20 protein-coding genes are annotated in these 21494 nt (G+C 65.2%); 17 read left to right on the top strand and 3 right to left on the bottom strand.

All coding sequences use genetic code 11. The features are described from left to right. The first annotated feature begins 15 nt into the window (after positions 1-15). The 4 genes from ACMDCR_RS06760 (at position 16) to ACMDCR_RS06775 (ending at position 4563) form a co-directional block, all read left to right on the top strand. Positions 16-1134 carry an ABC transporter ATP-binding protein gene (locus ACMDCR_RS06760; protein WP_413991787.1) on the top strand — a complete coding sequence of 373 codons (1119 nt, stop codon included), beginning with the start codon at positions 16-18 and terminating at the stop codon, positions 1132-1134. Between the two features lie 59 nt (positions 1135-1193). Beyond that, positions 1194-1952 (top strand): sugar phosphate isomerase/epimerase family protein, encoded by a 759-nt coding sequence (locus tag ACMDCR_RS06765; RefSeq protein WP_413991788.1) that lies wholly within the window; start codon positions 1194-1196, stop codon positions 1950-1952. Between the two features lie 148 nt (positions 1953-2100). Next, positions 2101-3234 (top strand): Gfo/Idh/MocA family protein, encoded by a 1134-nt coding sequence (locus ACMDCR_RS06770; RefSeq protein ID WP_413991789.1) that lies wholly within the window; start codon positions 2101-2103, stop codon positions 3232-3234. A gap of 111 nt (positions 3235-3345) precedes the next feature. Then, a complete protein-coding gene (locus tag ACMDCR_RS06775) occupies positions 3346-4563 on the top strand; it encodes a hypothetical protein (RefSeq protein WP_413991790.1) in 1218 nt (405 codons plus the stop codon). Between the two features lie 76 nt (positions 4564-4639). On the opposite strand, the gene ACMDCR_RS06780 is transcribed toward ACMDCR_RS06775, so the two are convergent. After that, positions 4640-5095 carry an FxsA family protein gene (locus ACMDCR_RS06780; protein WP_413991791.1) on the bottom strand — a complete coding sequence of 152 codons (456 nt, stop codon included), beginning with the start codon at positions 5093-5095 and terminating at the stop codon, positions 4640-4642. A 196-nt stretch (positions 5096-5291) separates the two neighbouring features. Between ACMDCR_RS06780 and ACMDCR_RS06785 the strand changes: the two genes are divergently transcribed. The 11 genes from ACMDCR_RS06785 to ACMDCR_RS06835 all read left to right on the top strand — a co-directional run bounded on the left by ACMDCR_RS06785 (position 5292) and on the right by ACMDCR_RS06835 (position 15716). Beyond that, complete coding sequence (locus tag ACMDCR_RS06785; protein ID WP_413991792.1) at positions 5292-5990, top strand: Tim44/TimA family putative adaptor protein; 699 nt, start codon at positions 5292-5294, stop codon at positions 5988-5990. 41 nt (positions 5991-6031) lie between these two features. Next, a complete protein-coding gene (locus ACMDCR_RS06790; RefSeq protein WP_413991793.1) occupies positions 6032-7276 on the top strand; it encodes a murein transglycosylase A in 1245 nt (414 codons plus the stop codon). After that, positions 7273-7860, top strand: coding sequence for a Smr/MutS family protein (locus tag ACMDCR_RS06795; RefSeq protein WP_413991794.1), 588 nt, complete (start codon positions 7273-7275; stop codon positions 7858-7860). Before ACMDCR_RS06790 ends, ACMDCR_RS06795 begins: the two co-directional genes overlap by 4 nt. Beyond that, positions 7857-8219 (top strand): helix-turn-helix domain-containing protein, encoded by a 363-nt coding sequence (locus ACMDCR_RS06800; protein WP_413991795.1) that lies wholly within the window; start codon positions 7857-7859, stop codon positions 8217-8219. Before ACMDCR_RS06795 ends, ACMDCR_RS06800 begins: the two co-directional genes overlap by 4 nt. Before the next feature lie 93 nt (positions 8220-8312). Next, positions 8313-8591: a type II toxin-antitoxin system Phd/YefM family antitoxin gene (locus ACMDCR_RS06805; protein ID WP_413991796.1), complete on the top strand. Its 279-nt coding sequence runs from the start codon at positions 8313-8315 to the stop codon at positions 8589-8591. Continuing rightward, complete coding sequence (locus ACMDCR_RS06810) at positions 8591-8929, top strand: type II toxin-antitoxin system RelE/ParE family toxin (RefSeq protein WP_413991797.1); 339 nt, start codon at positions 8591-8593, stop codon at positions 8927-8929. The genes ACMDCR_RS06805 and ACMDCR_RS06810 overlap by 1 nt, the downstream gene beginning before the upstream one ends. Before the next feature lie 166 nt (positions 8930-9095). Beyond that, a complete protein-coding gene (locus tag ACMDCR_RS06815) occupies positions 9096-11726 on the top strand; it encodes a phosphatidylglycerol lysyltransferase domain-containing protein (protein WP_413991798.1) in 2631 nt (876 codons plus the stop codon). Between the two features lie 259 nt (positions 11727-11985). Further along, a complete protein-coding gene (locus tag ACMDCR_RS06820) occupies positions 11986-13398 on the top strand; it encodes a 6-hydroxynicotinate reductase (RefSeq protein WP_413993553.1) in 1413 nt (470 codons plus the stop codon). Between the two features lie 186 nt (positions 13399-13584). Then, complete coding sequence (locus ACMDCR_RS06825) at positions 13585-14451, top strand: UPF0280 family protein (RefSeq protein ID WP_413991799.1); 867 nt, start codon at positions 13585-13587, stop codon at positions 14449-14451. Between the two features lies 1 nt (position 14452). Beyond that, positions 14453-15037 carry an amino acid synthesis family protein gene (locus tag ACMDCR_RS06830; protein WP_413991800.1) on the top strand — a complete coding sequence of 195 codons (585 nt, stop codon included), beginning with the start codon at positions 14453-14455 and terminating at the stop codon, positions 15035-15037. Between the two features lie 94 nt (positions 15038-15131). After that, positions 15132-15716 carry an amino acid synthesis family protein gene (locus tag ACMDCR_RS06835; RefSeq protein WP_413991801.1) on the top strand — a complete coding sequence of 195 codons (585 nt, stop codon included), beginning with the start codon at positions 15132-15134 and terminating at the stop codon, positions 15714-15716. Between the two features lie 73 nt (positions 15717-15789). Here ACMDCR_RS06835 and ACMDCR_RS06840 read toward each other — a convergent pair whose 3' ends face one another. Both ACMDCR_RS06840 and ACMDCR_RS06845 read right to left on the bottom strand, forming a co-directional pair. Beyond that, positions 15790-17289, bottom strand: a complete 1500-nt coding sequence (locus tag ACMDCR_RS06840) for an aldehyde dehydrogenase family protein (protein WP_413991802.1) — start codon at positions 17287-17289, stop codon at positions 15790-15792. Beyond that, positions 17286-18392: a mandelate racemase/muconate lactonizing enzyme family protein gene (locus ACMDCR_RS06845; protein ID WP_413991803.1), complete on the bottom strand. Its 1107-nt coding sequence runs from the start codon at positions 18390-18392 to the stop codon at positions 17286-17288. The genes ACMDCR_RS06840 and ACMDCR_RS06845 overlap by 4 nt, the downstream gene beginning before the upstream one ends. A gap of 228 nt (positions 18393-18620) precedes the next feature. Between ACMDCR_RS06845 and ACMDCR_RS06850 the strand changes: the two genes are divergently transcribed. Next, positions 18621-20105: a PLP-dependent aminotransferase family protein gene (locus ACMDCR_RS06850; RefSeq protein ID WP_413991804.1), complete on the top strand. Its 1485-nt coding sequence runs from the start codon at positions 18621-18623 to the stop codon at positions 20103-20105. Positions 20106-20310: 205 nt separating this feature from the next. Next, entirely contained in the window at positions 20311-21396 is a 1086-nt protein-coding gene (locus ACMDCR_RS06855) for an extracellular solute-binding protein (RefSeq protein WP_413991805.1), read from the top strand. The last annotated feature ends 98 nt before the right edge of the window (positions 21397-21494 follow it).

The raw sequence follows: 21494 nt of genomic DNA on the forward strand, positions 1-21494 counted from the left end.
TCTAGGGTAGGTGCCATGGAAGCTCCCGTGAATGCTCCCGCTGCCGCCAAGAGCGTGTCGGTCTCGGTCAAGGATCTGGCGATCCGCTATGGCGCCGTCACGGTGCTGGACGACCTGCAACTCGATGTGAAGCAGGGCGAGTTCATCGTGCTGCTCGGCCCCTCGGGCTGCGGCAAGTCGACCCTGCTCAACGCCATTGCCGGCCTGCTCGACATCACGGACGGCGAGATCTGGATCTCGGGCAAGAACGTCACCTGGGCGGAGCCTGCCGATCGCGGCATCGGCATGGTGTTCCAGTCCTATGCGCTCTATCCGCGCATGAGCGTCGAGGGCAACATGTCCTTCGGGCTCAAGATCGGTGGCGTACCGAAGGACGAGATTGCCAGGCGGGTTGCCAAGGCGGCCAAGCTGCTGCATCTCGAGCCGCTTCTGCAGCGCAAGCCCTCGGAGCTTTCCGGCGGCCAGCGCCAGCGTGTCGCGATTGGCCGTGCCCTGGTGCGCAATGTCGATGTCTTCCTGTTCGACGAGCCGCTGTCCAACCTTGACGCCAAGCTGCGCAACGAACTGCGGGTGGAGATCAAGAAGCTCCACCAGGACCTCGGCAACACCATGATCTACGTTACCCACGACCAGATCGAGGCGCTGACCCTGGCCGATCGCATTGCGGTGATGAAGGGCGGTGTCATCCAGCAATTGGCGAGCCCGCTCGAGATCTACCACAAGCCGGCCAACCAGTTCGTCGCCGGCTTCATCGGCTCGCCCAGCATGAACTTCGTGGAGGGGCAAGTCGCTGGCGGTCCCGGCGGCTGGCGCTTCGAGGCAGCGGGCGACAGCATCGATCTTTCGGCCTATGGCTTTGCCGGCCAGCCCAGCGAGCGCAAGGCGGTCTTCGGTATCCGGCCCGAACATATCGAACTCGGCGCGGGACCTGCCGCCACGCATTCTGCCGGAGGCAAGGTCAGCATCGTCGAGCCGATGGGCGCCGACACCGTGCTGTGGACCAGCCTCGGCGGGACGCCCGCCACCATCCGTGTCGACGGCGACAACATCGTCCAGAGCGGCGACGAGGTCACTTTCCACTTCGATGCCGCCCGCGCCTCCCTGTTCGACGCTCAGACGGGAGAACGGTTGTAGCCCTCGCCTTTGATCATCCCAACGCTTTGATTTTTCTTAAATTTCTGAAAGGACCCATCATGGCTCTCACCAATCCCCTCTCTTTCCAGCTTTATTCAGCCCGCAATTTTCCCCCGCTCAAGGATCAGCTCAAGATCATTGCCGATGCCGGCTTCGACACGGTCGAACCCTACGGTGCCTTCTATGTCGACGTGCCCGCAGCCAGCCAGCTTTTCAAGGACTTCGGCCTCAAGGCGCGCAGTGGCCATTTCGGCATCGACACCCTGGAGAGCGAGCTCGACCGTAACCTCGACATCGCCGATGCGCTCGGCATTGAGACCATTGTGGTGCCGTTCCTGGTGCCGGCGGCTCGTCCCAGCGACACCGCGGGCTGGAAGGCCTTCGGCGAACGTCTTGCCAGGATCGGCGAAAAGGTGCGCGAGGCCGGCCGCGGCTTTGCCTGGCATAACCATGATTTCGAGTTCATCGCCTTGCCGGACGGCTCCTTCCCGATCGAGCATATCCTCACCGATGGTGTGAGGTGGGAGGCGGATGTCGCCTGGGTCGTGCGCGCAAAGGCCGATCCAAAGGCCTGGATCGCACGCTACGGCTCGGTCATGCCGCTGGTGCACGTCAAGGACATCGCTCCGGCTGGCGAGAATACCAACGAGGATGGCTGGGCTGATGTCGGCACAGGTGTGGTCGACTGGGCCACGATCTGGCCGCTCTGCGTCAAGGCAGGAGCCGAGATCATGGTGGCCGAACACGATAACCCCTCCGACCTGAAGCGCTTCGCTACCGTGAGCGCCGAGGCCATGCGCAAGCTCGCGAATGCGTAATGGTGCCGATCTCTCGGCCGCCATCGCAACTGCCAACAAATTACCGCCCTTTCGGACAAGGGCCTCGATTTCCATGCCGTGCCCACGACGTCGACTGAAGGTCGACGTGATTCAGAGGACCGGCACACCTTGAATTCAGGAGACCACCATGCCCTTGCGCGTCGGATTGATCGGCTGCGGCAATATTTCGGATATCTATCTCATCAATGCAGCGCTGTTCCGAGACTACGACTTCATCGCCTGCGCCGATCTCAAGGACGGGGCGGCGCAGAAGCAGGCGGACAAATACGGGCTGCAAAAGCGCAGCATCGACGATATCCTGACGGCTGACGACATCGACATCATCCTCAATCTCACCATCCCCGAGGCGCATGCGGGCGTGTCGATGTCGGCGATCGAAGCCGGCAAGCATGTCTATGGCGAAAAGCCCCTGGCAACGCGGCTGACCGATGGCGTCAAGCTGATCGAGGCCGCCAGGGCCAAGGGGCTTCGCATCGGCACGGCGCCCGATACCGTGCTCGGCGCCTCCATCCAGGATGCGCGGCGTCGCATCGATGCTGGCGAAATCGGCAAGCCCTTGCTCGGCACGGCGGCGGTGATGGGCCATGGCATGGAGGCCTGGCATCCCAATCCGGAATTCTTCTTCAAGCCGGGCGCCGGGCCGGTGTTCGACATGGGCCCCTATTATCTCACCACGCTCGTCACGTTGCTCGGGCCGGTCGCCAGTGTGGTGGCGCTCAGCCAGAGCGGTTTCGAGGAGCGCATCGTCACCACCGAGGGCTCGCCCTTCAACGGCCAGCGCATCAAGGTGGAGACGCCGACCTCGATCCAGGCGCTGCTTGCCTTCAGGTCGGGGGCGCAGATCGCCTTCATGGCAAGCTGGGACGTGTGGGCTCATGGGCAATTGCCGCTGGAATTGCACGGCACCACGGCGTCCATGCGGGTGCCCGATCCCAACTGGTTCGGCGGTGAGGTGTCGCTAGCCGCAGGCCGCCAGCCCTGGGTGGGCCATGCTACCAGCAAGGACCGTTTCGGCGAGGCAAACTGGCCCAAGGACGCGCCTGGTGTCGCCAATTACCGTGGTCTCGGCCTTGCAGACATGGCGCGTGGCATCCTCGACAAACGTCCGCACCGGGCCAATGGCGAGATCGGCTTGCACGTGCTGGCGGTCATGGAGGGCATTCTTACCGCCGCGGCGGAGAGCAGGACCGTTGCGATCGAACAGAGCTGCGAACGCCCGGCCGCGCTGGGTGACACGGAGGCGAGGGGACTGCTGGCCTGAGTCTCCCACTTGCTACACGTAAACCAAATCTTCGCCCTTACGCCAATTCGCGCTATGACCCAGGCCCAAGCCCGGGTCATAGTGCGGCCATGACGTAAGGGCGATGTGAGCATGGGCTTGCTGGATTGGCTGTTCTCGCCAAAGGAAGTGACGAGAGAAGCGTTCGTTCAGGAAGCAATCGAGCTTCTGGAGCGCGCGGGCGGCACGAATTTCTCCTACGATGCCGAACGTTTCGCCCTGCGCGGGGCCGACCACACCTGGTTTCTCGACAATGCTTTCGCCAGGACGAAGGGGCTGGCGAAGCATAAGAGGCGGATGGAGCTGGAGCGATTTGTCGCCACCGTGATCGAGGCGCCGAAGATCGACGTCTCCACCTTGGATACGGCTGCCCCGCTGCTGAAGCCGACGCTGCGTCTGCGCGGCAGGGACGCCGCCACCCAGCTCCAGGCCACGCTCGATGGCGGCGCCCACACGGATATCGTGCCCTATGCCTTCGAGCCCCTGGTCGACGAGTTGATCGTTCGTCCGGTGGTCGACACCCAGGTCAGCATGCTGCATGTCGACGCGCAGCGCCTGCGCGAGTGGGGAATCTCAGTCGAGAATGCGCTGAAGATCGCCTTGGCCAATATCCGCCACGAGGTGGTGCCGGCCGGCTTCACACGCCTGCAGGATGGGGTGCTGGCGGGCGCCTGGGTGCCGGACTATCAGCCCTGCGCCATGCTTTTTCCCGAGATCTTCCGCAATCTCAGCCTGCGCGGCTCACCGGTGGTGGCGCCGCTGACACGGGGGTTGATCTATGTCACCGGCAGCGAGGATACGGCCGGCCTCACCCGTGTGCTGACCTTGGCCGAGCAATCCGTAACCCGCGAACTCTATCCCTGCTCGGCCAGTCTCTACCGCCATGATGGCCGGTCGTGGACGAAATTCATGCCGACGGGGAATAGCGAGGTCGAGCGGCTAGCCCACAGGGTAGAAACGCTCCAGGCCTGGGAACTCTATGAGACGCAGCAGCGCCTTCTGAACCGGGTGCACGAGGAGACAGGCATCGACATGTTCGTGGCCACCTTCATGGTGGTGGAGCGCGGGTCAGCCATGTTCTCGGTCTCCTCCTGGGCTCATGACGTGCTTTCCTTGCTGCCGCGGACCGATGTGCTTGCCATGCAGCTCGAGGATGGCAGCAATCGCACGGTGTCGTGGGAGGCGGCCTTCGAAGCCTTCGGCGATCTCATGAAGGAAGAGCCCGGCCTCTGGCCCCGGCGTTGGCGGGTGAGGCGCTCGCCTGGCGACGATCAGATCACCGCCCTGCCGGAATATCAGTCTGAAGCCTAAGCTGGCGTGCGCCTGCCTGGATCTTTTTCGACCCAGGCTCTTGTCGGAAAGCAGCGGCAACCTTTCCGCAACCCCCTTAGTCGACCGGCTTCCACTCGTCCCTGTCGAGGTCGATCACCTTGGGATCGCCGCTGGCGGCTCCCGGGCGGGTCCGCCGCGTCACGGGCGGGCCCTCCCGCCATTGCCTGAACAGGCTCGGCAGGATCAGGGCGAAGCCGATGACATCGGTGACGAAGCCCGGAATGATCATCAGGACACCGCCGAGCGCTACCATCATGCTCTCGCGCGCGGCGCCGTTCGGCTCGCCCCCCTGCAAGGCGCGTATCAGCCGGGAGAAAGCGGCAGTCCCCTGCCTGCGCAGGAGCGACACGCCGACGAAGGAGGTCGCCACCAGGGCGATCAGCGCCAAGGGCAGGCCAACGCGGGACGCCACCCAGAAGAAGGCGGTGAGTTCGGCGAAGGGCAGGATCGCCAGACCGGCAAGGCCGAGCCAGGCCCAGTTGGCGGGGACATTGAAGCTGCGTGCGATCATCGGCGCGGTTACTCCGGTGGGAGCCTTCTGTCTTGGCGGAACCTGCCGCATGCTGACCACGTTCAGTGTTCATGGTAGCATAGAGACTGGCAAGTTACATATTTGACACCATATAGGTGGGGACTGTGGCATTGCCACGGGTGAGTGAAGCCGATATTGCGGACATTGGTTCGATCGGTTGGATGCTGAAGGTCAGATGGGCAGTTTCGATATTATCACGCTCGTTTTCCTCGGGCTTGCGGTCTTCGTGATCTTCAAGCTTCGCTCGGTGCTGGGCGAACGGACGGGCGCGGAGCCGCCGCCCTTCGAGGGATTGCGTCGTGATGCCCCGCCGCCGGCTCGCGACGAGAAGGTGGTGACGCTTCCATCCCGTGAGCCCGAAGGGGGTATTCCTGGCGAGACACCTGCGCCGACTTTCCGCTGGGAAGGCTTTGCCGAGCCGGGCTCGGCGCTGGCCACCGGCTTCGATGCCATTGCCGCACTCGATCCTACCTTCCAGCCAGGTACGTTCTCGGCCGGCGCCAAGGCGGCCTATGAGATGATCGTCACCGCTTACAACAATGGCGACCGCAAGACACTGAAGGGCCTGCTCTCGCGCGAGAACTTCGAGGCTTTCTCGCATGATATCGGCGAACGCGAGACACGCGGAGAGAGCGTGCAATCCACCTTCGTGTCGATCGACAAGGCCGATATCACCCAGGCCGTCGCCAAGGGCCGCATGGCCGAGGTGACGGTGAGGTTCGCCTCCCAGATGATCAGCGTCACCAAGGACAAGTCAGGCACTCTTGTCGATGGCAGCCTCGACAAGGTCGAAACCGTCACCGACACCTGGACCTTTGCGCGCGATACCAGCACCCGCGACCCCAACTGGCGCCTGGTCGCCACCGGCGAATAGGTGGTGTCGGGGCAAGGCTGGCGGGCGACGGTATCCATGTCATGCGCATTTTCTGGAGTTTGGGCCTCGTTCCGGCGCTTGCCGTAATCGCCGGCGTGGCGGGCGCGGCGGAACGCAAGCTAACCTCCGACCCTCTGCCGCCGCCCTTGCCTGCTGGCGTGCAGGCAGAACCCGTATCCTTCGGCGATCTCGCCGGCTGGGGGCGTGACGATCATGCCAAGGCCTTCCAGGTCTGGCTCGCCTCCTGCCGCTCCCAAGCGCAGGGCAATCCAGCCCTCAATGACGGTGTGCCGGCGCCGGCGGATCTCGTCACACTCTGCCAGAAGGCGCTGAAACTGGGACCGCTCGATGCCAGTGCGGCTCGTGGCTTCTTCGAAGACAACTTCACCCCCTGGCGCATCAGTCCGCCGGAGGGCAGCGGTCCCGTGGCCGGAAAAGCGTTCTATACGGGCTATTACGAGCCGGAAATCCCCGGCTCGCTCACGCGCGAGGGGCCGTATCAAACCCCGCTGCTCGATCGTCCCTCCGACCTCGTGACCCTTGATCCCAGTGCCGTCCCGCCCGGTCTCGAGGGGTACACGGCTGCACGGCGCAAGTCCGACGGCAGCCTTGAGGTCTACCCAGACCGCAAGGCGATCGAGGACGGAGCGCTGGACGGGCAAGGGCTCGAGATCGGCTTTATCGCCGACCCGGTCGACCGCTTCTTCATGCAGGTGCAGGGCTCCGGCACGCTGCGGCTGCCCACGGGCAGCACCGTGCGCTACGCTTATGCCGGCAAGAACGGTCAGCCCTATACCGGCATTGGCCGGATCGTGGCGCAGAGGCTCAACGTGCCGCCCCGCGAAATCACCATGGCAAGCCTGAGGGCTTTTCTGGCCAAGGACCCGGCGGTGGCGCGTGAGGTGATGCAAGAGAACAAATCCTTTGTCTTCTTCAGGATCGCGCCTTTTCTCGGCCGCGATGCCGGCCCCATCGGCGGCGAGGGCCTGCCGGTGACCCCGCTGCGCTCCATCGCGATCGACCGCAAGATCTGGCCCTATGGGCTGCCGGTCTTCATCGACACAGCCATTCCCGATGTCGGCGGCGGGGTAAAACCGCAGGTGATCCGCAAATTGATGATCGCGCAGGACACCGGTTCGGCCATCATCGGCGCGGCGCGGGCCGATATCTTCTTCGGCACGGGCGATCAGGCGGGAGCGATCGCCGGCGCGGTGCGCCATGGCGGCGAATTCATAGTGCTGTGGCCCAGGCCAGCGGCGGCTTCCAAAGCGGGGAGCGCTAGGTGACCACCCGCCGCCGCAAAGAGCTGACCGCCGAGGACAGCGAACTCTGGGCCCACGTCACCCGCGAGGTGACGCCGCTCAAGCGCCGGCGCCGCAAGCCTGTGCCCAAGCCGGCGGAGGAGGCACTGGAACCAGCCGCCGGCCCGGCCGCCAAGCCGGTACCCAAGGCGAAGTCGGCCGCTCCGAAGCCGGTCAAGCCGGTAGCGCCCCCTCTGCCGCCAATCGCTCCGATAGACAAGCATGAGCGCCGCCAGGTGGTGCGCGGCACCCGCGCCATCGACGCACGCATCGATCTGCATGGCATGCGCCAGGCCGAGGCGCATGGCGCCCTGCGCGGCTTTCTGGCCATCGCGCAGATGCGCGGCTATTCCATGGTGCTGGTGATCACGGGCAAGGGAGGCACGGGCGGAGAGAGCCTGTTCTCGGCTGATGAGCGCGGCGTGCTGCGACGCGTCGTGCCGCAATGGCTGCGCATGCCGGATCTCAGACCCCTTGTCCTCGGCTTCGAGGAGGCGCATCAGGGCCATGGCGGTAGCGGCGCGCTCTATGTCCGGCTGCGGCGCCTGCGCAAGGGCCCTCATCCATGACGCCCTTCGGTGCCAAGTTGCGCGACCTGCGCGCCGCCCGTGGCCAGAGCCTCAAGCAGATGGCGGCCGCGCTCGGCGTCTCCCCCGCCTATCTCTCGGCTTTGGAGCATGGCAAGCGCGGGCGGCCGACCTGGCTCCTGATCCAGCGCATCATTGCCCATTTCAACATCATCTGGGACGAAGCGGAAGACCTGCAGCGCCTCGCCGCGCTCTCCGATCCCCGTGCCGTCGTCGACACGGCGGGTCTTACGCCCCAGGCGACGGAACTCGCCAACCGGCTCGCCCGGGACATCGCCACGCTGCCGGAGGCGGAGATCCGGGCGCTGCTCTCCCGGTTGCGGACGATCAGCCGGGAGTAGGGTCCGGTGGGCAAAGGTCAAATCGGCGTGTTGTGGTTTTGCATTCGCGCGGACTACATTCGGTCCTTATTTTGGTCATTGAGAGATCCGCGGATGAAGATCGCCGACCGTGTGAAGCCAATCAGCTATCTGAAAGCGCATGCTCCGGAGATAATCCGTGGCCTTTCCGAGGGCGCGGATCCCGTTGTCATTACGCTTCATGGCGAGGCCAGGGCGGTGTTGCAAGACGTTGCGCAGTACGAAGAAACTCAAGAGACGCTTGCGCTCCTGAAAGTGTTGGCACTGACCAATCAGCAGGTTGAACAGGGCAAGGTGCGCCCCGTTTCGGAGGCATTTCAAGGTATCCGCGAGCGCATCAAGAACCAGGCGTGATGCCTGATGCTCTCCGCGTGGTGATTGCCGACGAGGCCCAGGCCGATATTGAGAATATCTATCGCTATATCGCTCGCAATGACTCGATAACGAACGCTGAACGTGTCCTGCAGGCTCTTGACGATCTCTGTCTTGGCCTCGCACACATGTCTCAAAGGGGCAATGTTCCCAAGGAACTCGTCAGTCTCGGCGTCTCGGAATATCGCGAAGCTCATTATATGCCATTCAGGATCATTTACCGCGTTATCGGGACCGATGTGGTTATCTATTGCGTTGTAGATGGGCGCCGCGACATGCGGACCTTTCTTGAACGACGGCTTCTGCGTCAACCGAGATAGGCAAACTGGATCCCCGAACGCTTTGCGTACGCCCTTTCATGAATCCATTTTCCTTGCCCGAATTCGGCGCCCCAACGCTGAATCGCGCCACGCCCCTCTTCACAATTCGGTCTTCCTGCGCGCATAAGGCAGGCCTGTTGCAGGACCGTGGTTTGGGAGTTGATGAGTGACGGCGGAAAAGGACGAGAACAGGCCGGCATCGACATTGCTCGTCCTGCCCCCTGAAGGAGGCCGCCTGTCCGCACTCCGGCGGGTCCTGCGCCGCGTGCCCTGGAACTATGTCGGCCCGATCCTCTCGATCGCCCTGTTCGTCGGGGCCCTGGTGGTGCTCGCCTCGCTCCTGCGCACCGTCAAGCCGGACGAGGTAGTGGCGGGCTTCACGGCGACGCCGGCCTTGGCCGTCGCACTCTCCATCGTCTTCACCGCCTGCTCCTACCTCGCCTTGACCGGTTATGACGGCCTTGCGCTGAAGCAGATCGGGGCCAAGGACATTTCCTATTCCACCGCCGCCATCGGTTCCTTTACCTCCTATGCCATCAGCTACACGCTGGGCGTGCCGCTGCTCACCGCCGGTGTGGTGCGCTACCGCGTCTATGGCGGCGCCGGCTTGTCCGGGCCGCAGATCGCCGCGCTTACGCTGGTTTGCACCCTCACCTTCTGGCTCGGCATGGGGGCGGTGCTGGCCTTCGGCCTCTTGTTGGTGCCGCAATCCGTGGCCGGGGTGGACCATCTGCCGACGATCTTCAACATGGCGATCGGCCTCATCCTGATCGGCCTCATCGTCGGCTATGTCTCCTATGTCTCCACAGGCAAGCGCGTGGTGGCGGTCGAAGGCTGGTCGATGCCGCTACCGGGCGGCAAGGTCACCGCCATGCAGATCGCGCTGGGCATCTTCGACGTCTGCGCCGGCGCCGGTGCGCTCTATGTCCTGCTGCCCGAGCAGGCAGCGGGCATTCCCTTCTTCACCTTCATGGTGATCTATGTGCTGGCCGCCTTCCTGGGCGTGCTCAGCCACTCGCCCGGCGGCCTCGGCCCATTCGAGGCCACCATGCTGGTGGCGCTGCCGCAGATCCCCGAGCCGATCCTGCTCGGCCGCATCATTCTGTTCCGCGTCATCTACTACTTCATACCCTTCGCGCTCGCGCTCGCCATCCTCGGCGCCTATGAGCTCGCGCGCCGCCGCCATTTCGTCGGCAAGATGGTGGATCAGGTCTCCGGCATCATGAAGCCGCTGGCGCCGATCCTGGTGTCCGGCGCCATGTTCCTGGCAGGTGGTGCCCTGCTGATCACCGGCGTCGTGCCGGCAAGCGAGGCAAGGCGGATCCTGCTCACTGCTCTCGTGCCGCTGCCGGTGCTGGAGGTTTCGCATCTGGTCGCCTCGTTGGCCGGCGTGGCGCTGCTCTTCCTGGCGCGCGGGCTGATCCGACGCATCGAGTCGGCGTGGCAGGCGGCGATGATCGTACTGATCGTCGGTACTGTGGCGACGCTCCTGCGCAGCGCCGACTGGCGCTTCATGCTGACCCTGTGCTGCGCGCTCCTGGTGCTCGCTCTCAGCCGGCCGGCTTTTCCGCGCAGCGCCACGCTTTTTGGCGTCGACTATTCGCCGCTCCTGCTTGGCGCCATCGCTGCCATGCTGGCCGTGACGGTGTGGATCGGCTTTTTCGCCTTCCGGTTTGTCGATTACACGCCCGACCTCTGGCTGCGCTTTGGCCAGGGCTATGAGATGTCGCGCTTCCTGCGCTCCACCAGCTTGGCTGTGGTAGCCGCCGTCGCCATCGGCTTCCTCACCGTCTACTGGAAGGGCGGCATCGGCCTGGTGCCGGCCAGCGCCGTCGATCTCAGAGCGTTGGTGGCGCGCGTTCCTTCGGCGGAGGCGCGCCTCGCCTTGCTGCCGGGTCAGATGCTGCTGGCCAGCGACCTTGGCCATGCCGCCATGGTGGTGGCGCGCTCGGGTGGCTCCTCGGTCGCCCTCGGCGATCCCTTGGGCGCCCCGGCGGTCGTCCAGGACCTGCTGTGGGTGTTCGGCGAGCGGGCCGAGCGGGAGCGGCTCTGGCCTGTGGTGCTTTCGGCCTCGCCGCAGATGCGAGCCAACTATCTCGAGGCGGGCCTGATCCTGACGCCGATCGGCGATCACGCCTGGCTCGATCTCGCCACCCTGCCGGATGAGCCCTTCAGCGGCGCCAATGCTGTCTTCGGCTGGGCGGATACCCACTCCCTCAGCCTCGATCTCGTGCCGGCTGGGGCGACCGCCGCGACCATCTCGCTGCTCGACGGGGTCTCGCAGGCCTGGCTTGCGGGCACCGGGCAGAGCGAGGGGCATTTCGTCATCGGCCGCTTCTCGCCCGAATGGATCCGCACCAATGACTGCGCCATCTTGCGCCGGGCCGGCGAGATCGTCGGCTTTGCCGTGGTGATGCGCAGCGGCGGCAACGAAGAGTGGGCCATCGACATCCTGCGTTATCTGCCGGATCTCGGTCCAAACGCGCTCGACTTCATGCTGCTGCGCCTGCTGCGCCTCGCCAAGGCGCGCGGCGTGCAGCGCTTCGATCTCGGCCTGACGCCCAATCCGGCTCGCGCCACCGAGAATCTGGGCCCGGCCTGGCAGCGCGTCACCCCGCTCCTGTTCCGCTTTGGCGACCACATTCAGAATTTCGATGCCCTGCGTGGCTTCAAGGCGCGCTTCAACCCGCATTTCGAGCCGCGCTATCTTGCCTGCACCGCGGGCTTCGCCTTGCCGACCATCCTGCAGGACGTCACGGTGCTGATCGAAAAGGGCGGGGACCAAGCGCAAGCTTGAGCCGAGGGCGCGACGCGAGCCTCCCCCACGAAGCTGGGGGAGGTGGCCGAGCGGCGGCCTTTTCGTCATGCAGCCATACTTGACACTGTGCGCCAACCCGCCGAATATCGTTAGTATACAAACGAAATCGGGATGCCTCTTTCCCGTCGAGGGCCAGCGCATGACCACCTACAGCGAGTTCTCCGCCCATAGCGAGTTCGCCGTGCCCCAGCCCCAGCCCGCTGCTGACGACAAGATCCGCTGCGATGCCTGCCCGGTGATGTGCTACATCAAGCCCGGCATGGCCGGCGCCTGCGACCGCTACGCCAACGACAATGGCGTGCTGGTGCGCGTCGATCCTCTCGTTCTCCTGGAGCGCACGGTCGGTGAGGGTGGTGAGGTTGTGCCCTTCGGTGGGGGCAACTGGGATGGCTCGCTGGTGGCGGGCTCGGAGAAATTCGTCACAGCCATCGGTGCCGGCACCACCTATCCCGACTACAAGCCGGCACCCTTCATCGTGTCCTCCGAGGTCGAGGGCGTCGATATGGTCACCGTCGTCACCGAGGGCATCTTTTCCTATTGCGGCGTGAAGGTGAAGATCGACACCGACCGTTTCATCGGCCCTGAGCAGAGCACGGTGCGCGTGAAAGGCGAAGCGGTGGGCCATGTCACCACAGGCGAATATGGCTCGCAGATGCTCTCGCTCGGCGGCGTGCACCACCTCACCGGTGGCTCGAAGAAGGAAGGGCGCGTCACCTGCGACGCCCTGCTGGAACTCTGTAACGGCAAGCCGGTGGAACTGACCATCGATGACGGCGCGACCCTCGTCATCGAGGCGGGCAAGGCCCCCATCGTCAACGGTCAGTTGGAGCAGCGCATGCGGGTCGGTTGCGGCTCGGCCACCATCGGCATCTTTGCGAAGCAATGGGAGGGCAAGGCCGACGAAGTGGTGGTGGTCGACGATCACATCACCGGCGTGCTCTCCGAGCATCAGGCCGGCAAGCTGCTCGGCATTCCCGATACCGGCATCAAGATGAAAGGACGGCGCTCGACCCCCGGGCGCTATTTCCAGGTTGCCCAGCCCGGCACCGGCTGGGGCGGCACTGATATCGACGATCCCCTCACCATCCTCGGTCCCTTCGATTCGAAGGTGGCTTGGCCCGGGCTGCGCTTGCTGATGGTCAGCACCACAGGCGAGCACCATGCCTATTACGAGCTCGATCACGAGCTCAAGCCCGTGAAGCTCCACCTGCCGGAAGTCCTCGTGGAATCCGTCGAGCGCATCGCCGAGAATTGCGAGCCGGCCCTCGCAACCGTGCTGTTCATCGGCGGGGCCGGCGGCTCTCTGCGCGCCGGCGTAACCGAGAATCCGGTGCGCCTGACGCGTTCGGTGAAGGACGCCCTCACTTATGTCACCTGCGGCGGTGCGCCGGTCTATGTCTGGCCGGGCGGCGGCATCACCTTCATGGTCGATGTCACGCGCCTGCCGGAAAACGCCTTCGGCTATGTGCCGACGCCGGCTCTGGTGGCGCCGATCGAGTTCACGCTGCGCCTCGACGATTACAGGGCGATGGGCGGCCATGTCGGCCATGTCAGGCCGCTGTCCGAGATCACCGAAGGCAAGGGCGTGCCCCACCGCAGTGACAATCCCTGGCCCTTGACGCCGCATGACGCCAAGAGATCACACGGATGAGAGGGCAATAAGAATGAGCTTGGACCCTGAGGCCGTGGGCGCTGACTTTGGCCGATGGATACGCGGGGAGCCTGGAGTGGCGGTCTCCGACCGCCATCTTCCTATCCGGCAAACGCTCCGCTTCCAAGATTGTCGATCGGAGATCGACACTCCACTCTCGCGTCTCAACCCGCAAGGCAGGCGGCCATGAAGCCTCACGCCGCTATCCTGCCGGATGGCCATCGGCTGCATCTGCAGCACGGGCCGATCGATCTCATCATCGAGGCTTTCGGCGAGGTCGCCGTAGTGCAGGAGGCCTATCGAGCGGCGGTGGAGCGTTTCGACGGATTGCTGGAGGCCCTCTGCACCGAGCTGCCGTTGCTGCGCGCGCAACAGAAGGCTGACAGTGCCGAGGCCAAGGGGATCGTAACGCGCCGCATGCAGGCCGCCGTCGGCCCCTATGCCGCCGCACACTTCATCACGCCGATGGCGGCTGTCGCGGGCTCCGTGGCCGATGAGATCCTCGCCGCCATGCTGGCCGCCGGGCCCTTGCGTCGCGCCTATGTCAACAATGGCGGTGACATCGCCGTGCATCTGGCCGAAGGCGAGGTCTTCGCCATTGGCCTGGTGGATCGGCCTGACCAGCCTGGTCTGTTTGCCCGCGGCGAGATCCGCGCTGGCGACCGCGTCGGCGGCATCGCCACCTCGGGCTGGCGCGGGCGCAGCTTTTCCCTGGGCATCGCCGATGCCGTGACGGTGCTGGCGCCCTCTGCCGCGATGGCGGATGCGGCGGCCACCATCATCGCCAATGCAGTCGATCTGCCCGGCCATCCTGCCATCACCCGCGTCCCAGCCGCTTCGCTGCAGCCCGACAGCGATCTCGGCGAGCGCCTGGTTACGCGCGGCGTCGGCTCGCTCGCGCCGGACGAGATAGCGCTCGCCCTGCGGGGCGGCGAGATCCGGGCGCGAGCCCTGATTGACGCAGGCTTGATCGCCGCCGCCGCCCTTCACCTTGCCGGGGCCACGCGCCTCGTGCCAACCTCCTACGTTCTCGTCCAACCGGAAGCCGCCTGAGATGCCCGAAGTCGTTCTGCGCAAGCGCGCCATCATCGTCGAGGAGATCTTCCACGAGGGCGGCCCCGCCAGCCCGGTGCCGCTGAAGCGTGGGGCGGCCATTTCGGTGATCAGCAACCCCTTTGCCGGCCGCTATGTCGAGGACATCGCCTCCTTCATGGACGATCTCAAGCCGCTGGGGCTGGAGATGGCGAAAGCGCTGCTGGCAGCGCTAGGCGGCGATCCCGCCAGCATCGAGGGTTACGGCAAAGGCGCGATCGTCGGTGCGGCCGGCGAGCTCGAACATGGGGCGCTCTGGCACGTGCCGGGCGGCTATGCCATGCGCGAGATCCTGGGTGACGCCAAGGCGATCGTGCCCTCCACCAAGAAGCTCGGCGCGCCGGGCACGCGGCTCGACGTGCCCGTCACCCATGTCAACGCCTCCTATGTACGCAGCCATTTCGACGCCATGGAAGTCGGCCTGTCCGATGCCCCCAAGGCCGACGAGATCGCCCTCGTCCTGGTGATGACTACGGGCCCCCGCATCCATGCCCGCGTCGGCGGCTTGGCGGCTAGGGATGTGAAGGGGCTGGATGGATTGAGGTGACCCGGGGGGCGGGTCTTCAGACCCGGCTCTACTTCTTCACATGCGCCGCGTTTCCATGCCGGTCCGAAGACCGGCACCCCCAAAGAGGCCCATCATGCCCGCCAAGATCCGCAAGCTCGTCACCCTCCTCGAGGAAGTCCGCACCGAGATGGACCGACCCGTCGATCCGCCCACTCGCCGGGCTGCTGCCGTCGCGGTGATCGAGAACCCCTTTGCCGGGCGCTATGTCGAGGATCTCACGCCGCTGATGGAGATCGGCGAGGAACTCGGCGACCTGCTCACAAGGCGCGCCGTCGCGGCACTGGGCATCGAGGGTCCGGCAGCCGAAAGCTATGGCAAGGCTGCGGCGGTGGGCGAGAACGGGGAGCTGGAGCACGCTGCCGCGATCCTCCATCCGAAGATGGGCGCGCCGGTGCGCAAGGTCCTGGGCAAGGGCGCCGCGCTGATCCCCTCCGCCAAGAAGCGCTGCGGCCTCGGCGGCGTGCTCGACGTGCCGCTCGGCCATAAGGACGCGGCTTTCGTGCGCAGCCATTTCGACGCCATGGAAGTGCGCGTGCCGGACGCGCCACGCGCCAACGAGATCCTGGTGGCGATCGTCGTCACAGACAGCGGCCGCCCCCTGCCGCGTGTCGGGGGGCTGGCGAAGGGCGAGATCAAGGGCGAGGATGGGCTGCGGTAGCGCGCCCGAGCAGGCGCGACGTGCCTCCCCCAGCTTCGTGGGGGAGGCTTTACGTCGCGCCCTTACCTGTTCTCTATCCCGAAATCCGTGCCGCGATGCTCTTCACCCGCGTGTAGTTCTTCAGCCCGTCCAACCCCTTCTCCCGCCCGAAGCCGGATTTGCGGTTGCCGCCGAAGGGCATTTCGATGCCGCCGGCGAAATAATCGTTGATGAAGACCTGGCCGGCGTCGATGTCGCGGGCGAGGCGGTGGGCGCGGCCGAAATCGGCCGTGTAGATGCCGGCGACGAGGCCGAAGCGGGTGCCGTTGGCAAGGGCCAGCGCCTCTTCCTCGGTTTCGAAGGCCTGCACCGTCAGTACCGGCCCGAAGACCTCCTCCTGCACGATCGCGTCACTGCTCAAGGAGGGCTCGACGATGGTGGGTTGATAGAACCAGCCCTGGCCGAGCTCGCCACCCTCGGCCCTGGCGCCACCGGTGTGCAATATGGCGCCGCGCTTGACGGCCGCCGCCACCATGCCCTCGATCTTGGCAAGTTGTACCGCCGAGTTGACCGGTCCCATGCCGGGATTAGTCAGGCCGTGGCCAAGCGTGAGGGCACGAACACGCTCGGTGAGGCGGGCAAGGAAGGTCCCGCTGAAACTCTTCTCGATCACCAGGCGCGAACCGGCGGAGCAGATCTGGCCGGCATTCTCGTAGATCGCCTCCATCATGCCCGATAACGCCGCCTCGATATCGCAATCCGCGAAGACGACGACCGGGGACTTGCCGCCGAGTTCCAGGACAAGCCGCGTCACATTCGGCGCGGCCGCCTGCATGACCCCGATGCCGGTGGCAACCGATCCGGTGAAGGTGATCTGGTCGATGCCGGGGTGGGCAACCAGCGGCGCGCCGGCCTCGCGGCCGGTGCCCGACACCACATTGCAGACGCCGTCCGGCAAACCGGCTTGGTGGAGGATGTCCGCCAGCATCAGCGCGGTGAAAGGTGTCTGCTCGGCAGGCTTTGCCACCACCGCGCAGCCGGCGGCAAGGGCCGGGGCGAGGCCGCGGGCGGTGGTTGAGATCGGGTAGTTCCAGGGGATGATGTGGGCGGTGACACCCACCGGCTCATGCACCGTCATGCCGAAATGGTTGCGGCCAAGCGGCATGGTATCGCCCTGCAGCTTGTCGCAGGCGCCGGCGTAATATTCGAAGGTCCGCGCGGCACCGCGCACGTCTCCCAGCGCCTCGACGAGCTTCTTGCCGGAATCGAGGCTTTCGACGACGGCGAGGCGCTCGGCATTCTCGCCTATCAACGCCGCCGCACGCTGCAGGATGCGCCCGCGCTCGGCCGGCTTGAGATCGCGCCAGCGTCCTCTAAGCGCCCGCCGCCCGGCCTCGACGGCCGCGTCGATATCGGCGGCGTCGCCAGCGGCAAAGTCGGCAAAGGCGATGCCCCGGCCGGGATCGAAGCTCTCCATGCGCGCGCCTGATTGCGAGGGCTGGAAGCGTCCGTCGATGAAATGGCCGTTGGGCAGGTTGGCGATGCGCCCTGTCGTCAGGGCCTCCTGCACCAGTGCGTCGAGGGAAGCGCTCATGCGGGCAGCTCCGTTGCCTGGTAGTGGGCCTTGGCGAGCCAGTCAGGATTGACATCGACGCCCCAGCCCGGTCCCTGCGGGATCTGCACCTTGCCATCCTCCACATGCAGCGGATTGGCAAGGAGGCCGACCTCCCAGGGATAGTAATCCGGGCCCTCGATGGAATATTCGACATAGGGCCCGGCATTCTCCAGGGCGCCCATAATGTGCAACGTATAGGCTGTCAGCATTGACTGGTTCGCCGAATGCGGTGTCACCGGCAGGCCGGCGGCCCTTGCCAGCGCCGCGACCTTCAGCATGCGCTCGACCCCGCCGACATAGCAGATGTCGGGCTGGGCCACGTCGACGATGCGGTTGCGCATGGCATAGGTCCAGACCGTCAGGTCGCAATCCTGCTCGCCGCCGGTGACGTCGAGGGAGAGCGCCTCGCTCACCTCCTTGGTCCAGTCATGTTCCCAATAGGGGCAGGGCTCCTCGAAATGGACGACGCCGTTGTCCTCGAGCATATGACCGACCTCGATGGCCTTGCCGGGCGAATAGGCGCTGTTGCCGTCAACCAGCAGCCGCGCCTCTTCGCCCAGGGCCTTGCGCACCTTCGGCACGATGGCATCGGTGCGGCCGGGCCATTCGTCCTCGTCATGGCCGCATTCCTTGCCGACTCGGAACTTGAAGGCGGTGAAGCCGAATTCACCCTGCAGGCGCTTGAGACGCTCGGCTTCCTGCTCCGGCGTGATTTCGCCGCGCTTCATGCTGGAGGCATACACGGGGAAGGGGCGGGGCGTGCCGCCCAGCAATTCGCACACGCTCTTGCCGGTTCGCTTGCCGCGCATGTCCCACAAGGCGGTATCGAGGCCTGTGAGGGCGCGGAATAGATAGGAGCATGGGAATTTGTGCTCGCGCTCCGGGATCAGCTGAACCAGCCCGGCGATGTCGTCGGCATCGCCGCCGATGGCCCAGCGCGCAACCTGGCGATGGAAGACCGCGCAAGTGATGTCGGCATTGTAGGGTGATACCTGGCCCCAGCCTTCCCGGCCATCTTCGGCCGTGGCGCGGACGAAGCCGACATTCTGGTTGGAGAAGGTTTCCAGCCGCGTGATCTTCATCGGATTGCTCATTGATATCGATAGCGTTCGCGCCGGGGGAAAGGTGCGAACTTATGGCGCCGGATATTTCCCTCTAATTGGTCTGCCTCTAAGGTCCATTTTGAACCAACAGGCAGGCCATTGGGGGAGGGAGGAAGGAGCGCCGTCATTCCGGCGCTCCGGCCAGGATGACGAACCGATCGGACTTCGCCTTTGTCACTTGAATTCAGCCCCGACACGGAGGAACACATGGTCAAGCGGGCTGGCGGCGCGCTGCTGCAATCGATCACCATCGACCATGCCTCCTCGCGCACTATCGGCATCCAGCTCACCACGGCGCTGCGCGACCTCATCCTGGGTGGCGGGCTTGCTGCCGGCGAAAGGCTGCCGGCCTCGCGCATCCTCGCCAAGGAACTCGGCATCGCCCGCATGACGGTGATCGGCAGTTTCGAGCAACTCACCGCCGAGGGATTGCTGGAATCTCGGACCGGCGCCGGCACCTTCGTCAGCGAGGCCGTACAGGCCGACAGGCCGGCTACGCCAAGCCTGGAGCAGGCCAGGCCCGTGGAGAGCGCGCCGCTCGCCCGGCTGCTCTCCGCCGCCTCCCATCATTTCGTGCACCGCCTGCCGCATGAGCCGCGCGCCTTCACCACGGCGATGCCGGCTTTCGACGCCTTCCCAATGGCGCAGTGGTCGCGCATCGTGGCACGCCACTGGCGCAGCCAGCGCCACCATGTTCTCGGCTATCCCGAGCCGCATGGCCACCGCCCGCTGCGCCATGCCATCGCCGCGCATCTGCGTGCCAATCGTGGCATCACCTGCAGGGCGGATGAGATCTTCATCGTATCAGGCGCCCAGCAGGCCTTCGACCTGATCGGCAGCACGCTGGTCGATCCCGGCGACCGCGTCTGGTTCGAGAATCCCGGCACCATCGGCGCCCGCAACAGTTTCCTCGCCCATGGCGCCGAGATCGTGCCAGTGCCCGTCGACGATGACGGCCTGGTGGTCGCCGAAGGCCTTGCCCGCTCGCCGGACTTCAAGCTCGCCTTCGTCACGCCCTCGCACCAGCAGCCTCTGGGCTCGAAGATGAGCCTCGAGAGGCGCTTTGCCCTGCTGCAGGCCGCCACGACGGCGGGGGGCTGGGTGATCGAGGATGACTGGGACGGTGAATTCTTCTTCCATGGCCGGCCTCTGCCGACGCTGAAAGGCGTCGATGCCGCCGGCCGGGTGATCTATGTCGGCACTTTTTCCAAGACCTTGTTCCCGGCCCTGCGGCTCGGCTTCATCCTGGCGCCGCCGGCCCTCGTGCGCATCTTCGAAACGAGCCTCGAAGCCTTCTCGCCCGGCGTGCCGACCTCGCTGCAGGACCACGTCTCCGATTTCATCGGCGAGGGCCATTTCGCAGCCCATGTCCGGCGCATGCGCAAGCTCTATGCGGAACGCTGCGAGGCCCTGCTGGAGGCCGGCGCCAGGCACCTCACGCCCTGGCTGGAGATCGTGCCGACCAATACCGGGCTGCACACCGTCGCCTGGCTGAAGGGGGGCCTGCGCGGCACCGCCGTCTCGGCCGCCGCGGCCCGGCGCAACCTGACCGTCGCGGCCATCGAGCGCTTCTGCATCGAGCCGATCGCACGCGAAGGCCTCGTGCTCGGCTTCGGCGGCATCAACGCGGCGAAGATCGAGGCTGGTGCGAAGAGCCTAGCCCTGACCTTCGCGGAACTGTCATCCGTGTGACATAGGGTGGATCGTTCCCCCGAAGTGGTCTTCCTATTTCTCCAGAATGGACCTGCCCGGCAGACCAATCGGGACCTAGCGTAAAGCTCGAGTAGCTGGGCCGCCTATTGCTGCCGGTGCCGGGCCGAGGTCCGACCCTCGCCCCAACGGCTGCGATGGCTGGTTCGACCAGTTCCTCCAGCAAGACAAAAACCGGAGAGGGCACGTGACCAGCATCAAGACACTCCTTGCAACCAAGACATTCGCTGTAATTCTGGCAACCACGGCGGTGATCGCATTGGCGACGCCCGCGGCGGCCGAAACCCTGCGCCTTCTGACCTGGGGCGGCTATGCTCCCGACGCGATCGTAAAGAAGTTCGAGCAGGAAACCGGCATCACCGTCGAGGTGACGGTGTCGAACAATGAGGACATCATCTCCAAGCTTCGCGCCACCGGCGGCGCCGGCTTCGACCTGGCCCAGCCCAGCGCCGACCGTATCACCGGCCCGCAGGAGGAATACGGCATCTACAAGCCGCTCGATCTCTCGAAGATCGACACCAGTCTCTTCATCCCGGATCTGTTGGAGGCCTCCAAGAAGGTCACCACCGCCGACGGCAAGGTCTATGGCATCTCGCATCTGTGGGGCACGGCCGGTATCGTCGTAAACAGCAAGCAGGCATCCGACGTGAAGGGCTGGGGAGACCTCTGCACCGACGCCCACAAGGGCAAGGTCTCGATGCGCCTGAAGCGCATTCCCTTGCTCGGAATGGCCTTCGCCGCGGGCGATGATCCCTTCGCTGCCTACGGCGACAAGGCGAAATATCAGGAGATCATCGAGAAGGCCGGCAAGAAAATGGCCGACTGCAAGGCCAATGTGAAGGCCTATTGGTCGGGTTCCGACGATCTTCTCAACATGCTGCGCTCGGGCGAGGTGGTCGCCTCCGAATCCTGGGATTCCACCGGCTTCAAGCTCAATGCCGAGAACCCCGACTTCGTGTTCGTGGCGCCTGACACGGGCGCGCTTGGCTGGATCGACACCTTCGCGCTGCCCGCCAAGGGCAAGGCGGACGATGCTGCCTACAAGTGGATCAACTTCGTGATGAAGCCGGAGAACGCTGCCGCCATTACCGAGGCCTCGGGCAGCTTCTCGGCCTCCAAGGGCGCCGACGACCTCGTCAATCCGGCCCTGCGCAAGGCCTTCAAGCAGTTCTTCCCGCCGGAAGTGATCGCCAAGGTCAAGTGGTTCCCGCCGATCCCGGCCGGCCTCGAAGACATGGAAGGCAAGGTTCTCGACCGAATCGCCGCGCAATAGTCCCCTGGCGCGGCAACCTTGAAAGCGGGATGGTTACCGTCCCGCTTTCTCTTCTTATGAGGGGTGCGGTGCCTACCGAGCGACGTTGCCTGGAGGGC

The sequence above is a fragment of the Labrys okinawensis genome, from assembly GCF_047345005.1.
In the GTDB taxonomy this organism is placed as follows: Bacteria; Pseudomonadota; Alphaproteobacteria; order Rhizobiales; family Labraceae; genus Labrys; species Labrys okinawensis.

What these genes read in the sequence shown, in the direction of transcription:
- ACMDCR_RS06840 (WP_413991802.1), bottom strand. Translation starts at nt 17,289, where the DNA reads ATGAGCGCTTCCCTCGACGCACTGGTGCAGGAGGCCCTGACGACAGGG.
- ACMDCR_RS06820 (WP_413993553.1), top strand. Translation starts at nt 11,986, where the DNA reads ATGTGCTACATCAAGCCCGGCATGGCCGGCGCCTGCGACCGCTACGCC.
- ACMDCR_RS06850 (WP_413991804.1), top strand. Translation starts at nt 18,621, where the DNA reads ATGGTCAAGCGGGCTGGCGGCGCGCTGCTGCAATCGATCACCATCGAC.
- ACMDCR_RS06770 (WP_413991789.1), top strand. Translation starts at nt 2,101, where the DNA reads ATGCCCTTGCGCGTCGGATTGATCGGCTGCGGCAATATTTCGGATATC.
- ACMDCR_RS06800 (WP_413991795.1), top strand. Translation starts at nt 7,857, where the DNA reads ATGACGCCCTTCGGTGCCAAGTTGCGCGACCTGCGCGCCGCCCGTGGC.
- ACMDCR_RS06780 (WP_413991791.1), bottom strand. Translation starts at nt 5,095, where the DNA reads ATGATCGCACGCAGCTTCAATGTCCCCGCCAACTGGGCCTGGCTCGGC.
- ACMDCR_RS06835 (WP_413991801.1), top strand. Translation starts at nt 15,132, where the DNA reads ATGCCCGCCAAGATCCGCAAGCTCGTCACCCTCCTCGAGGAAGTCCGC.
- ACMDCR_RS06760 (WP_413991787.1), top strand. Translation starts at nt 16, where the DNA reads ATGGAAGCTCCCGTGAATGCTCCCGCTGCCGCCAAGAGCGTGTCGGTC.
- ACMDCR_RS06765 (WP_413991788.1), top strand. Translation starts at nt 1,194, where the DNA reads ATGGCTCTCACCAATCCCCTCTCTTTCCAGCTTTATTCAGCCCGCAAT.
- ACMDCR_RS06790 (WP_413991793.1), top strand. Translation starts at nt 6,032, where the DNA reads ATGCGCATTTTCTGGAGTTTGGGCCTCGTTCCGGCGCTTGCCGTAATC.
- ACMDCR_RS06775 (WP_413991790.1), top strand. Translation starts at nt 3,346, where the DNA reads ATGGGCTTGCTGGATTGGCTGTTCTCGCCAAAGGAAGTGACGAGAGAA.
- ACMDCR_RS06825 (WP_413991799.1), top strand. Translation starts at nt 13,585, where the DNA reads ATGAAGCCTCACGCCGCTATCCTGCCGGATGGCCATCGGCTGCATCTG.
- ACMDCR_RS06830 (WP_413991800.1), top strand. Translation starts at nt 14,453, where the DNA reads ATGCCCGAAGTCGTTCTGCGCAAGCGCGCCATCATCGTCGAGGAGATC.
- ACMDCR_RS06810 (WP_413991797.1), top strand. Translation starts at nt 8,591, where the DNA reads ATGCCTGATGCTCTCCGCGTGGTGATTGCCGACGAGGCCCAGGCCGAT.
- ACMDCR_RS06805 (WP_413991796.1), top strand. Translation starts at nt 8,313, where the DNA reads ATGAAGATCGCCGACCGTGTGAAGCCAATCAGCTATCTGAAAGCGCAT.
- ACMDCR_RS06785 (WP_413991792.1), top strand. Translation starts at nt 5,292, where the DNA reads ATGGGCAGTTTCGATATTATCACGCTCGTTTTCCTCGGGCTTGCGGTC.
- ACMDCR_RS06845 (WP_413991803.1), bottom strand. Translation starts at nt 18,392, where the DNA reads ATGAAGATCACGCGGCTGGAAACCTTCTCCAACCAGAATGTCGGCTTC.